Origin of the sequence: Streptosporangium sp. NPDC050284, from assembly GCF_044459525.1 — a bacterium.
GTDB lineage: Bacteria > Actinomycetota > Actinomycetes > Streptosporangiales > Streptosporangiaceae > Streptosporangium.
In genome coordinates this window covers 58,523-73,395 of record NZ_JBITIZ010000014.1, presented here as the reverse complement: position 1 = coordinate 73,395, position 14,873 = coordinate 58,523, and the positions used below count along the sequence as shown (strand labels likewise).

General features: G+C 70.1%; 13 protein-coding genes. 6 read left to right on the top strand and 7 right to left on the bottom strand.

Annotated elements, in window-relative coordinates:
• Window positions 1-71: 71 nt before the first annotated feature.
• Window positions 72-842, top strand: a complete 771-nt coding sequence (locus ACIBH4_RS29025; RefSeq protein WP_362501897.1) for a TetR/AcrR family transcriptional regulator — start codon at window positions 72-74, stop codon at window positions 840-842.
• A gap of 279 nt (window positions 843-1,121) precedes the next feature.
• Here ACIBH4_RS29025 and ACIBH4_RS29020 read toward each other — a convergent pair whose 3' ends face one another.
• The 4 genes from ACIBH4_RS29020 to soxR all read right to left on the bottom strand — a co-directional run bounded on the left by ACIBH4_RS29020 (window position 1,122) and on the right by soxR (window position 6,640).
• A complete protein-coding gene (locus ACIBH4_RS29020) occupies window positions 1,122-1,496 on the bottom strand; it encodes a hypothetical protein (RefSeq protein ID WP_350947360.1) in 375 nt (124 codons plus the stop codon).
• A gap of 292 nt (window positions 1,497-1,788) precedes the next feature.
• A complete protein-coding gene (locus ACIBH4_RS29015; RefSeq protein WP_362501895.1) occupies window positions 1,789-2,361 on the bottom strand; it encodes a TIGR02611 family protein in 573 nt (190 codons plus the stop codon).
• 244 nt (window positions 2,362-2,605) lie between these two features.
• On the bottom strand, window positions 2,606-5,863 hold the full coding sequence (locus tag ACIBH4_RS29010) for a cellulose binding domain-containing protein (RefSeq protein ID WP_362765247.1): 3,258 nt from the start codon (window positions 5,861-5,863) through the stop codon (window positions 2,606-2,608).
• A 324-nt stretch (window positions 5,864-6,187) separates the two neighbouring features.
• Window positions 6,188-6,640 (bottom strand): redox-sensitive transcriptional activator SoxR, encoded by a 453-nt coding sequence (gene soxR / locus ACIBH4_RS29005; protein WP_362501891.1) that lies wholly within the window; start codon window positions 6,638-6,640, stop codon window positions 6,188-6,190.
• 68 nt (window positions 6,641-6,708) lie between these two features.
• Between soxR and ACIBH4_RS29000 the strand changes: the two genes are divergently transcribed.
• The 3 genes from ACIBH4_RS29000 to ACIBH4_RS28990 all read left to right on the top strand — a co-directional run bounded on the left by ACIBH4_RS29000 (window position 6,709) and on the right by ACIBH4_RS28990 (window position 8,709).
• Complete coding sequence (locus ACIBH4_RS29000; protein WP_362765250.1) at window positions 6,709-7,107, top strand: PPOX class F420-dependent oxidoreductase; 399 nt, start codon at window positions 6,709-6,711, stop codon at window positions 7,105-7,107.
• A 56-nt stretch (window positions 7,108-7,163) separates the two neighbouring features.
• A complete protein-coding gene (locus ACIBH4_RS28995; RefSeq protein WP_362765253.1) occupies window positions 7,164-7,994 on the top strand; it encodes a patatin-like phospholipase family protein in 831 nt (276 codons plus the stop codon).
• Window positions 7,995-8,121: 127 nt separating this feature from the next.
• Complete coding sequence (locus tag ACIBH4_RS28990) at window positions 8,122-8,709, top strand: AAA family ATPase (protein WP_399173173.1); 588 nt, start codon at window positions 8,122-8,124, stop codon at window positions 8,707-8,709.
• A 26-nt stretch (window positions 8,710-8,735) separates the two neighbouring features.
• Here ACIBH4_RS28990 and ACIBH4_RS28985 read toward each other — a convergent pair whose 3' ends face one another.
• Entirely contained in the window at window positions 8,736-9,515 is a 780-nt protein-coding gene (locus ACIBH4_RS28985; RefSeq protein ID WP_362501885.1) for a putative hydro-lyase, read from the bottom strand.
• A 327-nt stretch (window positions 9,516-9,842) separates the two neighbouring features.
• Here ACIBH4_RS28985 and ACIBH4_RS28980 point away from each other — a divergent pair, with 327 nt between their 5' ends.
• Together ACIBH4_RS28980 and ACIBH4_RS28975 are read left to right on the top strand one after the other, a co-directional pair.
• Entirely contained in the window at window positions 9,843-10,802 is a 960-nt protein-coding gene (locus tag ACIBH4_RS28980; protein ID WP_362501883.1) for a LysR family transcriptional regulator, read from the top strand.
• Between the two features lie 209 nt (window positions 10,803-11,011).
• Entirely contained in the window at window positions 11,012-12,520 is a 1,509-nt protein-coding gene (locus ACIBH4_RS28975; protein WP_362501881.1) for a hypothetical protein, read from the top strand.
• A 31-nt stretch (window positions 12,521-12,551) separates the two neighbouring features.
• Here ACIBH4_RS28975 and ACIBH4_RS28970 read toward each other — a convergent pair whose 3' ends face one another.
• Window positions 12,552-13,391: a sugar phosphate isomerase/epimerase family protein gene (locus ACIBH4_RS28970; RefSeq protein WP_362501879.1), complete on the bottom strand. Its 840-nt coding sequence runs from the start codon at window positions 13,389-13,391 to the stop codon at window positions 12,552-12,554.
• Between the two features lie 277 nt (window positions 13,392-13,668).
• Entirely contained in the window at window positions 13,669-14,847 is a 1,179-nt protein-coding gene (locus tag ACIBH4_RS28965; protein WP_399173227.1) for a substrate-binding domain-containing protein, read from the bottom strand.
• Window positions 14,848-14,873 lie beyond the last annotated feature (26 nt).

Below are 14,873 nucleotides of genomic sequence, written 5' to 3'. Positions count from 1 at the left end.
CGTAGACCGTACCGTACACCGTACGGCTCGGCTACGGTGGTCCCAACGCCGAGAATCTGGAGACTGTTCCCGTGAGTGCGAAGAAAGCTTCCGACGCCGACCCGGCACGCAGCCTGGCGCTCCTGTGGGGCTCGCACAGCAAGCCGGGACGCTCTGGGCTGACGGTGCGTTCGATCGTCCTGGCGGCCATCGAGCTGGCCAACGCCGAAGGACTCGAAGCGGTCTCGATGCGCCAGGTCGCCGAGCGGCTGGGGGTCGGGACCATGTCCCTCTACACCCACGTCCCCGGCAAGGGCGAGCTGGTCGACCTCATGGTCGACACCGCGTACGGGGAGCTCTACGACGATGTGGACGCCCCGTCCCGGCAGCCGGGCGGGTGGCGGGGCGCGCTGGAGTTCGTCGCCGCCCGAAACTGGGACCTCTACCGGCGCAACCCGTGGATGCTGCAGGTCATCGACGCCCGCTCCACACTGGGGCCGAACGCCTCGCTCAAGTACGAGGCCGAGCTACGCCCGCTGGACGGCGTCGGCCTGACGGACGTCGAGATGGACTCCGTCCTGGCCCTGGTCCTCAGCCATGTGCAGAGCACCGCCAGAGCGGCGGCCAACCAGGCACGGGTCCAGGAGGAGAGCGGGATGACCGACGTCGAGTGGTGGGTGTCCAACGCCCCGCTGCTCGACAAGATCATGGACGGCACCCGCTTCCCTGTCGCCTCCCGGGTCGGCCAGGCCGCGGGCGAGGCCCACCAGGCGATCTCCGACCCCGCACACGCCCTCACCTTCGGCCTGGACCGCATCCTGGCCGGAATCGCCGACCTGATCGCGGTCCGGAATCGCTCATGAACCCGGATCCCATGGAGGGCACCGCGGACGATCCGTCACATGAGAACGGACGCCATCCCCTCAGGCCGTTCCCTCTCTTTCTTTCGGGACTCAGGTAGCGATCGTGGCCGCACATCGCGGGCGTACCCCCGCGCTGCTCGTGGAGGGGGGCCGACGACCGGTTCGCCGTCCTGCGCCGGTCGCGGGCGGGGATCGGTGCCCGGAAACAAAAAAGCGGGGTGCGCCGGACGGGAAGGGCCTTGGTGGCCGTCTCCGTCCCGCACACCCCGGAGGGCCGGTTTAGTAGTAACCGGTGCCCGTGATGGCCGCCGGCTGGTTGCCCATGTTCTTCACCCGGTAGCGGATGCACTGGGCGGGCGGGGTGGTGGTGGCGGCGACGTACGCGGCGTGGTCGTTCGCGGCGATCGGCACCGACCCGACGTACCTGCCGCGGCAGTTACCGATCTTCACCTTGACGGGCACGCTGTTCTCGTCAAGCTTGACCAGAACGTTTCCGCCGTACCGGGCGCCGGGGACGAGTTCGGGCGTGAGGAACACCTCCTCGCCCGGCTGGACCCTCGCGGCCAGGTTGACGTCGTCGGCGTGGGCGGGGGTGCCGGTCAGTGCGACGGCTCCGGCGGCCGCCAGGACCAACATCGAGGACAGGGCGCGCATCGAACGTCACTCTCCTTTACTCGTCTCTACGGATCGGACGTGGAGACACTACGAAGAGTCACATCCTCGAAAGATAACGAGGTGGAAGGGCCTGGGTAAAACTCCGGGGAGCGCCGGTCCCGTTTCCCGGACAGCTTGCGTCATAGGCGGTCAGAGTGCCGCCGGCGCCGTTGCCGTGGGTGACGGGCACGGGCGGGGCGTTCCGGTGAAAGCCCTGCGGGACGGACCGGAGGCCGCCGTCGCGGCGGGCGCAGGGGAAGGCGGAGCAAGGGCCAGGCGGGAGCGAGGGCGGCTATCGGGTGAGGAACTTCTGGGCCTCGACGACCAGGTCGATGTGGAGGCTGAGCTTGAGGCCGTAGTAGACGATCGCGGTGGCGGTCACCGCCGCGACGGCGACGACCAGGATCTTGACGCTCCAGCCCCGGCGGCCCAGCCAGGCCGTCCAGGCCGACAGGGTCCGCTTGCCGAACTCCAGCAGCCGGTGCGCCCAGTGGAACTCGGTGGCCAGCACCGCGAGCCCCGCGAAGACGACCAGCCAGCCGGGGCCGGGGAAGGGCACCATGATCAGTCCGCCGATGACCAGCACGGCGCCGATCACGCCGATGACGATCTTCAGGGTGAGGCGGCCCGCGCTGGTGGACCTGACGCCGTCGAGCCAGCCGTGGATGCCGGCCCGCCCGGCCGCCGCGTCTTTCAGCGCGTCGGCGTCGCCCAGCTCGACCCGGCCGTCACCCCCGACGCCGCCGATGGCGGCCTCGCCCTGGACGCCACCGAGGCCGGTCTCTCCGCGTACGCCGCCGGTGCCGGTCTCAGACGGCTGCCCGGTCGCGCCGTGAGGCTCGCGCACCCCATCTGAGATCGTCATGTTCTCCCCAGCACAGTCGGTTTCTTCCACAATAGGCTCTGCTGGGCGACCCGGCCCCGCTGACGTCTTCAGATCATCCTCAGGGGGGAGGAGCGGGGGTCCTCAGGGGGGAGTCCCGAGATCGCCGCGGTCGTCCCTCTAGCCCTTTCCGGGCGCGAGGAACGACCTGACGGCATTCGGTCGCCTCCTGGGTGAGGCCCGCCCGCCCTCTACGGAAAACGGTGAGAGAGCGGGCGGGAAGCGGTCAGGGGGCAGTGCAGGTGACGCTGGAGGGGACTCCGTTGGTGCCGGTCCAGGAGGCGCCGAAACCGAACGACGTGGAGGCTCCGGGGGCCAGGACGCCGTTCCAGTTCACGTTCTTCACGGTGACGTCCGCACCGGTCTGGGTGTGGGTGCCGCTCCAGAGCTGGGTGATCGTCTGACCGTTCGGGAACGACCACTTCACGGTCCAGCCGGTGGTCGCCGAGGTGCCGGTGTTCTTTACGGTCACCTCGCCCTGGAAACCGCCGGGCCAGGAGTTGGACACCGTGTAGGTCGCGGTGCAGCCACCGCCGACCTGCCCCGCGAGGGTCTTGAAGGTCACCGGGGTGGAGGCGTCCGAGCTGTTGCCCGCCGCGTCACGGGCGATCACATAGAAGGTGTACGACGTATCAGCGGTCAACCCGGTGAGCGCGAACGACGGCGAGGTCGGCGAACCCACCTTCACGTCCGTCGCCCCCGCCTCACGGTAGACGTCGTAACCACTCACCCCGACGGCATCCGTCGAGGCCGTCCAGGTCAACGTCGCACCCGACGACGTGATCGCCGAGGCCACCGGAGTACCGGGCCTGGTCGGCGGGACGGTGTCGACCTGCCCCGCGAGGGTCTTCAAGGTCACCGGGGTGGAGGCGTCCGAGCTGTTGCCCGCCGCGTCACGGGCGATCACATAGAAGGTGTACGACGTATCAGCGGTCAACCCGGTGAGCGCGAACGACGGCGAGGTCGGCGAACCCACCTTCACGTCCGTCGCCCCCGCCTCACGGTAGACGTCGTAACCACTCACCCCGACGGCATCCGTCGAGGCCGTCCAGGTCAACGTCGCACCCGACGACGTGATCGCCGAGGCCACCGGAGTACCGGGCCTGGTCGGCGGGACGGTGTCGGGGGGCGGGACGGTCCCGTCGTTGTCGGCGTACAGGATGCCCCGGCCGTTGGTGCCCAGGTAGACGCGACCGTAGACGCGCGGGTCGCCGGTGATCGCCTCGCCCGCGTTGCCGTACTGGTGCTTGTCGTCGTTGATCCTCACCCAGCTCGCGCCGGTGTCGTCGGAGCGGAAGACGCCGGTCACGCCGCCGATCGTGGCGACGGTGTACAGCGCCTGGTAGCCACCGGCGGTGGCGGATTTACCGAAGCCGATGTTGACGGCGCTCGTGACGCCGGACAGCTTGGTGAACGACGCGCCGCCGTTGGTGGAGCGCCAGATGCCCGAGGTGGTGCCCGTACCCCCGGCCAGCCAGATGTCGCCCTCACGGCCGGGTACGGCCTTGAACTTGACGTCGCCCTCCGTGGGGAGCCCGGTCGCGGCGGTGGCCGTGAAGGAGGCGCCGCCGTTGGTGCTGGCGTAGAACTTCCCGCCGCTGAAGCCGTAGAACTTGTTGGAGTTCACCCGGTCGGACTCGACGACGGCTCCCGTCGGGAGTCCGGTGGAGGGGGTCCAGGTGTTGCCGTAGCCGACCGAGTAGTGCACGCCCACGCCCTTGGGCGCCCAGACGAACCGGGAGCCGTTCGCCGCCGCGGCGATCGTGCCGCCCTCGTTGATGCCACCGGGTTCGGTGCCCTGGAACCAGTTGGCGCCGCCGTCCGTGGAGAACGCGGCGTGACTGTCGTTCGGCCGGTCGGCGTCGGTGAAGTTGCCCGCGCGGACCATGATCGCCGGGTTGGTCTCGGCGTAGTCGAGGCTGGTCGTCGAGGTGAAGACCGGCGAGGTGAACAGCATGGGCGGTACGGCGTCGAGGTTGGTGTGCCGGAAGCCTCCCAGGTCACCCAGGGCGCTGACCAGCGGGGCGCCGGTCGGCGGGCTGATCAGGTCGAGGACGGCGGTCTCCTCAAGCCCCTTGACCATGGGCTTGATGGTGAACCGGCCGCCGGTGTCCCACTTCTTGAGGTCCTCGGTGCCGTACACCGTGGCACCGGTGCCGTACATCATCCGGTTGCCGTCGAACGGGTCGATCTCCAGCGACTCCGTCATCCAGCCGAGCTTGGGCGTCGTCTCCGGCGGCTGCGGGTTGGTCCCGAAGGTCAGCCACGGCGAGGAGGAGATGTCCATCGTGTAGCGGAAGCTGCGCTCCGGGTAGGAGGTGAAGTCCCAGACGCGGGTCCAGGTCGCGCCGGAGTCGGTGGACCTGAAGAAGATCACGTCCGGCCACCAGGAGATCTGGGTCGCGACCATGATCGTGCCGGGGTTCTGCCGGTCGATCGTGAGGCCGCTGTAGCCGAAGTAGTTGTCGGACGAGCTGGAGGGGATCGGGCTGATCTGGGTCCAGGCCCCGGTGGTGGTGTTGAGCTTCCACACATCGCCCTTTGAGCCGTCGTACGGGCCGCCGGTGTCACTGGTGGCGATGTAGAGCGTACGGCTGACGTGATCGAACACGCCCTTGTGCGCCATGTAGCCGGTGGGCTGTCCGGCGACCCTGCTCCAGGTGGTCCCGCCGTCCGAGGAGCTGTAGACGGTGTTCGCCTTGTCCGCGACGCCCACGTAGATCTTCTGTGTCGTGTTCCCCGCGGTTCCCGAGGTCGGGTCGAAGGTCACCCAGACCACGCCGGGACGGTGGCTGAGGTAGCCGTTGGGATCGGAGGGGTCCTGGGCGTAGTTTCCCGGGTTGGGGAAGCTCGCGACCTTGGCCCAGGTCACCCCCTTGTCGGTGCTGCGCCACAGACCGTTGCCGTCGGGCGCGCCGAGGTAGACGATGCTGTTCCTGTTGGGGTCGACGGCGAGCCGCTCCCCCATCCCCCGGCCCGGCATGTTGCCGCCGAGTTTGAAGGGCAGCGGTGTGGCCTGCCAGGTCGCGCCCTTGTCGGCGGAACGCAGGATGGCCCCGTTGTTGGGATCCCAGCTGTTGGTGTACATCCCGGCGGCGACGTAGACGCGGTTGGTCTCCACCGGGTCGGTGGCGAGGCTGACCACACCGTTGTAGCCCCATTTGTCCCAGCCCACCCAGTCGAGCAGCGGGGTCCAGCTCTTGCTCGCCTGTTCCCAGCGGTACGCGCCGCCGATGTCGGTGCGGGCGTAGATCAGGTTTTTCTCGGTCTGGTTGAAGATGATCCCCGGCACGAACCCGCCGCCGTCGATCCTCACGTTCTTCCACTGGTATGTCTCTGCGGCGGCGGCCGCGGAACCGGTCCCGGTCGCCACCGTCTTCGTCGCGGCCCCCGACGCGGACGCCTGGGCGCCCCCGACGGCCGCGCCGACCGACGCGCACGCCACCGCCACGGCGGCGAGCATGCTGAACAGCCTTCTTCGCATGTACGGCTTCCCTTCGCAATGCAACGGACAAACCGCCATGCACGATCAGGTGACGGGACCCTGACCTTCGACCGCCATGATGCGCGTGCATGAACGCCCAGAGGTTCACACGCCGGACCCCGGATCGTCAATAGTTTGAATAGGCAACTAACAAACCTGCGATGAACCCCCCGGGGGAACACCGGCGCTCCCACGGGAGCGCACCCTGTCGCCCGTCGCCGCCGCCCCTTGCCTGAGGTGCGGGATCGGCGTGAGAACGCGACACCGGAGCTGCCGCGCGGGAGCGACTCGGGGCGTCGGCCTCAGCCCGCGGGGCGGACCTCCTCACACCTCACAGGGAGCGCAGTTCTCGCGGGGAGGGAGCATCAGGCGCGAACCCGGTCCTCTCGCGGCGGCCACGTCGTCGGGGTTGGCGAGCGCACAGCGGTCCAGGGAGAGACACCCGCAGGCGATGCAGTCGGTCAGGCCGTGGCGGAGCCGTTCGAGCTGCCTGATGCGGTCGTCGAGCTCGTCCTGCCATACCGTCGAGAGCCTCGACCAGTCCTCCCTGGTGGGGGTGCGCTCGTCGGGAAGTGCGGACAGCGCCTCCTGGATCGTCCTGAGCGGGATCCCGACGCGCTGGGAGACCCTGATGAAGGCGATCCTGCGGAGCGTGTCACGGGGGAAACGACGCTGGTTACCCGCGGTGCGACGGCTGCGGATCAGACCCTTGGCCTCGTAGAAGTGCAGGGCGGAGACCGCGACCCCGCTGCGCGCGGAGAGCTGGCCGACACTCATCTCCGGATTGTTGGGCATGCGCCAGTCTAACTTGACCTCAATCAACATTGAGGTTACAGAGTGAGGACATGACATTCACGGAGGCGGAGCTCGCCTATCTCGAAGGGCAGCGCCTGGGCCGCCTGGCGACGACGGGCCCCGACGGTTCCCTGCAGAACAGCCCGACCGGTTTCCGCGTCGACACCGAGACAGGCGTCATCGACATCTACGGCCGCGCGATGGGCACCACCAGGAAGTTCCACAACGTCCGGACGAATCCGCGGGTGGCCTTCGTGGTCGACGACGTCGCCTCCACCGACCCCTGGCGGGTGAGGGGCGTGGAGATCCGGGGTGAGGCCGAGGCCGTCGAGGACCACGAACCGCCCTCCTCGTACCTGAGCCGGGAGATCATCCGCATCCACCCCCGGCGGATCATCTCCTGGGGCGTCGACCCCACCCAGGAGGGCATGAGAGGCCGTGACGTCTGACTCCGCCTCGTCGGGCGCTTCTTCTGCGGGGAAGACCTATCAGGTATGAATGGCGCATGACGAGAACACTGGTGCTGGGTGGCGGAGGCGTGGCGGGTATCGCCTGGGAGGCGGGGATCGTCACCGGTCTGCGCCGGGCCGGCATCGAGCTGGGAGAGGCGGACCTGATCATCGGCACCTCCGCCGGATCGGTGGTCGGGACGCTCGTCGCCACCGAGGCCGATCTGGAGAGCTCGGTCGGCGTCCAGGCGGACACGGAGGTCCCGAACGTCTCGACCGCCTCCGCCGTCGACATGGAGGCGGTGATGGCCGCCTTCGGCGTGCTCTACGACCCGTCCCTGGAGCCCCTGGAGGCCCGGCGCCGGGTCGGTGAGATGGCCCTCGCGGTGAAGGACACCGGCGCCAGGATCGAGACGATCGGTAACCGGCTGCCCGTCAAGGAGTGGCCGGAACGCCGCCTGCTGATCACCGCCGTCGACGCGGGGACCGGCGAGTTCGTGGTCTGGGAGCGCGACTCGGGGGCTCCACTGGTGGCGGCGGTCGCCTCCAGTTGCGCGGTCCCGTGCGTGTTCCCTCCGGTGGAGATCGGAGGGCGCCGTTACATGGACGGCGGGGTCCGCTCGGCGACGAACGCCGACCTGGCGGCGGGCAGCTCCGCCGTGGTCCTCCTGGAACCGCTGGCGCACGTCTCGCCGAGGTCCCGCCTCGAAGCCGAACTCGCCGAACTGGGTGAGGCCACCGTCGCCCACGTCGTCCCCGACGAGGCGTCGGTCGCCGTGTTCGGCACCAACGTCCTCGACCCGGCCCTGTGGCGCCCCGCCTTCCAGGCCGGCCTCGCCCAGGCGATCGCCGTCCAGGAGAGCGTGGCCAGGGCCTGGAAGGACTGAGACCGTGACCGGCCGGAGGCGGACCCGCGACAGGTTTTCTCGCGGGGCGCACGGGGGTCCACCGGGGTCCGCGGCGGAAAGCGCGGCGCCCCCCTCGGCGCCCCCGGTGGGATTCCACGGAGGGAAAGTGAGCGGAGTGGCGCCGCTGTGGGTGGTGAGCGGGCCACCGGGGGCGGGGAAGTCCACCGTAGCGGCGGCACTGCTCGCGCTGCTCGACCCGGTTCCCGCGCTGCTCGACAAGGACACCGTCTACGGCGGTTTCGTCGCGGCCACCCTCCGCGCCCACGGACGCGACGACGGGGAGCGCGAAGGCCGCTGGTACGACCAGAACATCAAACGCCATGAATACGAGGGGTTGACCGAGGTCGCCCGCCAGATCCGCTCCCACGGCTGTCCGGTGATGCTGGAAGGCCCGTTCACCACCCAGGTGCACGACGCGACGGTGTGGGAACGCTGGGTGGAGCGGCTGGGCGGCCCGCCGGTGCATCTCCTCTGGGTCCGTTCGGACGGCCCTGCGTTGCGAGCCCGGCTGGAGGCGAGAGGGCTCGCGAGGGACGCGGGCAAGCTCGACCGCTTCGAGGACTATCTGCGGGCGATCAGGGTGGACGAACCGCCCGCCGTGCCCCACGACGAGATCGACAACCGTCCCGGCGCCCCCTCGCTCACGTCGCAGCTGGAAAGGCTCGTCACCTCCCGGAACTCTGCCCGCGCCTGAACGCCCGGCGGCGGAGGGCGCGGCGTTCAGGGGACCTGGAAGCGGTCGTCCCTGGCGTCGGTGATCGCCATATGGCCCGGGAGATGGCCGATGGCGAAGGACACCCCGCTCGCCATGACGGCCGCCTGCGGCGTCACCCCGCAGGCCCAGAAGACCGGGGTCTCCCCCGCCCGCACCTCGACGGGATCGCCGAAGTCGGGGACGCCGAGGTCGGCGATCCCGATCTCCTCGGGGGCGCCGACATGGATCGGCGCCCCGTGCACGGCCGGATATCTCGCGGTCACCCGTACGGCGGCCGGAACCAGGGAGGCCGGGACGGGGCGCATCGAGACGACCAGCGGGCCGCCCAGCGATCCCGCGGGACGGCAGGCGATCGAGGTGAGATACATGGGCACGTTCGTCCCCGTCTCGATGTGCCGTACCGGAACCCCGGCCCTGAGCAGCGCGTCCTCGAAGGTGAAGCTGCAGCCGAGCAGGAAGGCGACCAGGTCGTTCCGCCAGAGGTCGCGAACGTCGCCGACGTCGGCCACGGCCCTGCCGTCCTCGTAGACGCGGTAGGCGGGCAGGTCGGTGCGAAGGTCGCCGCCGAACAGAACGGTGCTCACCGCACCGGGATCGCCGACGTCCAGGACCGGGCAGGCGACGGGGTTGCGCTGGGCGAACAGGAGCAGGTCGTAGGCGAGTTCGCGGGGCACGGCGAGCAGGTTGGCCTGGGTCCAGCCCCGGCACCACCCTGCGGTGGGCACCCGCAACCCCTCCCTGAAGTGACTCCGGGCCCGCGCCGGGGTGAGCGCCGCTACGTCCATCGGCGGATCATAACCTCGGCGCCGTCCGCCGCCCAGCGTTCCTCGTCCGCGGGCGGGGATACGGATGCTGGATATCGGTGTCTCCGGCAGCCGAAACTTCGGCGCAATCCCGGTCCCCGAAATCTCGGATGTCGGACACCGCTGTCAGACTCCGGCCGGCGGGAGCGGGTGTCCTCCAGACGAGACGGCCGGAAAGAGGCTAACGGCTGTCCATAAATATATAAATTAAGGCGCCTAAAACGTTTTTGGAACGATTCGACAAAATTGAGTCATATTTCATGACAAGTTTGCATTGCAGGTATAACGCCCCGGCCTTACGTTCCCGGTATGGATCTCGAGCTCCGACACCTCAAGATCGTGCGCGCGGTGGCACAGGCCGGCAGCGTCACCAAGGCCGCCACCCACCTCGGATTGGCCCAACCCGCGCTGACGGCGCAGCTCAAACGGATAGAGCGGGTTCTCGGGGGAGCTCTTTTCGAACGCGACCACAACGGCGCCAGGCCCACACCCCTGGGGCAGCTGGTCCTGTCACGTGCGCTGGTGCTGCTGCCCGCGGCCCGCGAACTCCAGGAGGAGGCACTTCGATTCGCCAACGCGAACGCCGACCTCCCCAGCTACCGGCTGGGTGCCACCCACGGCCCGATACTCGGCGGTCTGGTGGACCGCCTCGCCACCGCCTGGCCGTCCACCCCGGTGAGCACCCACACCTCCTGGTCCGCGAGGGAGCTCACCGCCATGGTGATGCTGGGCCGGATCGACTTCGCGTTCATCGGCGCCTGCGGAGAGAGCCCTCCGCCGGTGGAGGGGCCGGTGGTGTGGTCGACCGTGGGGACCGACCCAGTCTTCGTGCTGCTCAACGAGGACCATCCGCTGGTGGACAGGAAGGAGGTTGAGCTCGCGGAGCTGGCCGACGAGCAGTGGACGGTGACCCCCGGCGACAGCTGCTTCGGCGACTGCTTCGCCACGGCCTGCGCCCGCGCCGGCTTCACCCCCAAGACCATCTACGAGACCGACGTGGCCACCTGCATGCACCTGGCCAAGGTCGGACGCGCCGCCGCGCTGTGCCAGGCGACCTTCCAGCCCGTCGAGGGGCTGCAGCTGGTACCGCTCGCGGGAGCTCCGCTGCGCTGGCGGCAGCTGCTCGGCTGGCACCCGGAGGCCGCGAGCGCCGCGGTCGCGGCGTCGATCCTCGAACACGCGAAGGCCGCGCATTCCGACGCGATCGGACGGAGCAGACGATACGCGGCGTGGCTGACCGAGAACCCCCGGCTGGGCACCTCTCCATAACGTGACGGTAGGGGGCATCTGGTAGAGGCGCGCCTCATGTGCACCCCGTTACGTTGACGGCACCCCCACCGGAGGGATTCCAGAGACCAGGCCGGTCCGCCGCCCCCGCGGCCCGGCCGTCCCCGCCGCCCTTCCCCGCCACGGGCTTGTGCGAGCTCCTGGCGGGGAGGGCGGCCTCTCCACGTCCGGGCGTCGAGAACAATGGAGGAATGAGCGACCTTCTGACGCTGAGCGAGGGCGCGGTGCTGACGCACCTCGCCACCCGGGCCGAGCTGGCGAGCGGGGTGCTGCCCGCCTCCGACGACCTGCGGCTGTGGGCACGGCTGGCCGACGGTGAGGGGGTGCCCCTGGCGGGCGGCGGCCGGGTGCGGACCTCGCTCGACACCGGCGAGCCCGTCCTGACCGGACCCGACGGCTGGCTCGCCGGGGTGGAGCCGGAGCAGGTGATCGCGCTGCGGTTGCGCGGCGGCACCCTGGAGCTGTCGGTCACCGAGTTGGACGACGTTCCCGCCGAGCGGGTGATGCGGGTCGTCCAGGAGTTCGGTGAGCAGGCGCTCGACGCGCTGCGCGCCTTCGCGGAAGGGCTGGAGCCCAGTCCCGGTGTGCCGGTCGACGTCGTGGTCCTGGAGCTGCTGATGAAGGCCCCCGAGACCTTCGCCGACCCGCTGCCGCCGCTGTCCCCGCTGCTGCTCAACGCCTCGCTGGAGCTGCGCGAGGGCCGGGTGGGCATCGTGGGCGCCCCGTGGGACACGGCGTCGGTCGCCGACCTGGCCCCGCTGGACATCATCAGGCTCGCCCTGGTGCGCAGCGCGCTGCGCACGTACGGCGAGGGCGCCGACCTCTCCAGCCTCCCCAAAGCCGTCACCTACCTGTCGCGGTCGGACACGGTGCTCGCGAGGATCGCCGACGAGGTGGAGCGCGAGCCGCTCGGCCCAGCACTGGTCGAGGCACTGCCCCGCACCGAGCCGGCCGCCCTGCTGCTGATCGCGAGGTCGGCCGAGGGCGAGGGCCGTTCGTTCGAGGCGGCAGGGCTGATCTCCGAGGTGCTCTCCCTCTCCCCCGATCTGGCACCGGCCGTTCGCGACGCGGCCGAGTACGCCGCGTGCCGCACCATCCCCGGGGCTCCGCTGCCCGAGCGGGCCGCGCACCTGTTCCGGCAGCTGCTCACGTACGCCTACCGCCCGGCCCGCAGGCGGCTGATCGAGGATCTGATCGCGCTGAGCGTCCGGGTGGCGGAGCCCGCCCTCGCGGACCTGGCGCTGTTCGAGAACGACGTCGTCGGCGAGTTCCTGGACGCGCGGGCCGAGTGGCTGCGCGACGACGAGGTGGAGCTGCTGGAGTCCTGGCGGCGGACGCCGCTGCGGCTGTGGGAGGTCCTCGACGTGTCCGGGGACGAGATCACCGTGTCCGCCGCCGGGGACGGGACCGGGGAGCGGGTGAGGCTGGTCGACGAGTTGCTCTCCGGGCAGGCGATACCCGGTGACCTGATGCTGACCAGGCTGCTGGGCGACGGGACGGGGCCGCACGTGTTCGGTCACCCGTTCAAGGTCGATCCCGAGCGTGGGGAGGAGATGCTCGCCCTGCTCTCCGACCCCGTCGACCCCTACGCGGTGGCCGCCTTCTTCAGGCGCCCCCGGCGGGCACCCGCCGCCCCCGGCACGGCGATGGACGCGACGGGGACGGACTCCACGGCGACGGACGACGACACCGGTCACTGAACGGCCCTGGGGAAGGTGGGGCCGAAGCCCCTCAGAGGGTGCGCAGGAAGGCCAGGCCCGTGGTCGCGAGGGCGTCCTGGGTCTCGGCGAGAGGTCGCCAGATCGAGGCGGCCGTGGCGATCGTCCGGTTGTGCGCGGTGAACGACTCGATGCAGAGCGGTCCCCGGTAGTCCACGGCGCGCAGGGCGTCGACGAGGGCGGGCCAGTCCATGTGGTCGGCCCCCGGCGCACCCCGGTCGTTCGCGCAGACCTGCACGTGCGCGACGAGATCCCCGGCCAGCCGTACGGCCGCCGCCGGATCCCGCTCCTCGATGTTCATGTGATAGACGTCCAGCGCGAGGCCGACGCCCGGGATCCCGCCGACCGCCTCGACGGCCTGCTCGACGGTGTTGACCAGGCTGGTCTCGTAGCGGTTGAGCGGTTCGACGGCGACCGTCACCCCGCGTTCCGCCGCGTACGCGCCGACCGGGGTCAGGTTCTCCCGCAGCTCGGCGTAGCGGCTCTTGCGCTCCTCCTCCGACATCCGCCAGGTCCGCCCCACCGAGGCGTAGGCGGGTCCGCCGATCACCGGGCTGCCCACCGCCACGGCGGCGTCCACACATCGCCGCAGGTAGTCCTGGGTGTCGGCGACCGTCGCCGCGTCGGCGTCGACCAGCTCCCTGCCCGGTGGCATGACGAGGACCACCGAGGCCTTCAGCCCGAGGCTCTCCAGCAGTTCGGCCGCCCGCGCGGGATCCCAGTCTCCGGCCTGCTCCACCGGTAGCTCGATCACGTCGAACCCCCAGGCGGCCACCTTCGGCGCCAGCCGGGCGAGATCCTCGTCCGTCAGCGGCGAGACCCATACCCACGTGTTGACCCCGATGGGGAACATCGGCAACCCCTTTTCGTGCTGAACGCGTACTCAATGTCTCCCGAGCCCGTCGGCGGACTCGTCTCGCGGGCTCTTCGTGAGCCTCGTGAACTCGACCTCCTCCCCGGCCAGAAGGGCCGGGGATTCTCCCGTCGCGTCGCGGTCAGGCGGCGCGTGGGGTAGCGGTGGGCTCCGGGCACCGCCTCGCGGTGCCCGGAGCCCGGTGGATCCGCCTTACTCACCGCTCTGGCCGGGGGATCGCTCTTGTTCGCCGCCCCGGCCCGCGGGGAGATCGGCCTTACTTACCGCCCCAGGCGGCGGGGAAGTCCGGCAGCTTCTCGCAACCGCAGAGCGCGTAGTGCAGCGGCGGCATGTTGGGCTGCAGGTAGGTGTCCAGGTTCTCGGAAGTGATCTTGGGCTGGGGCAGCTTCCAGGTCTTGGGCACCTCCTCACCCTTGAGGATCTTCAGGGCGGCGATGATCGGGGTGCGCCACTGGTAGGTGGGGTAGGTCGGCGCGACGGCCGTGAGGCCGCCGCTCTTCCACTTCTGCAGGAAGTCCTGCTGGTCCTCGCCGACGATCGCCGGCACCGGGACCCCGGCGTCCTCGAACGCCTCGACGGCCGCCACGGCGGTCGCGCCCGCGTCCATCCACACCCCGTCGATCTTGCCGTGCCGCTGGATGTAGTCGCTCACGATGCTCTTGGTCTTGGCCGCGTCGCCGTCGGTGAACTCCACCCCGACCACGTCGAGCTGGCTCTGGTCGAAGGTGACCTTCGCCGCCGACCAGCGGGTCTCCAGCACGTCGACGCCCGGCAGGATCCGCAGCGCGAGGACCTTGCCCCCGGCCGGCACCTTCTCCACCAGGAACTCGGCGCCGTCGGCGCCGAAGGCGTAACCGCCGATGGGGTTGATGAACGTCACCGGGCAGTCGGTCTCCACGCCTCGGTCGAAGACGATCACCGGGACCTTGGGGCAGGCGCCCGTCACCGCGGGGGTGAGCGTCGCGGTGGTGTTGGGCGAGACGATCAGGGCGTCACAGCCCTTGCCGACCAGCTCGGCGATGTCGGAGATCTGCTTGTCGTCCTTGCCCTCCGCGTCGAGGGCGGTGAACTTCTTGATCTCCTTGTGCAGCGCCACCTCGGCCTGCATGGTCTTCCAGCCCACCTGCCGCCACGGGTTGTTCACCGCGGCGTTGGAGAAGCACAGGTTGTAGGGACCGTCCTTCTTGTACTTGGCCGTGTCCACCATCTCCGGGGCGATGGCCTGCTCCCACGGCTTGTCCGCGGGCCCCTCCGCGCTCTGGGCCCGCATGGCGAGCTGGGCGTCGTAGTCGGCCTGGACGAAGAACTTCGACTGCTCTCCGGTGTTGGAGGACGCGGCGGTGGACGCGCCGGTGGACGGGGCGGCCGCCGAGCTCTCCGGTGCCGCGCTGGAGGTCGCCGGCTTGTCACTGGCGCATCCCGCGGCGAGCAACATCGCGGAGACACCCGCGACGAGCACCG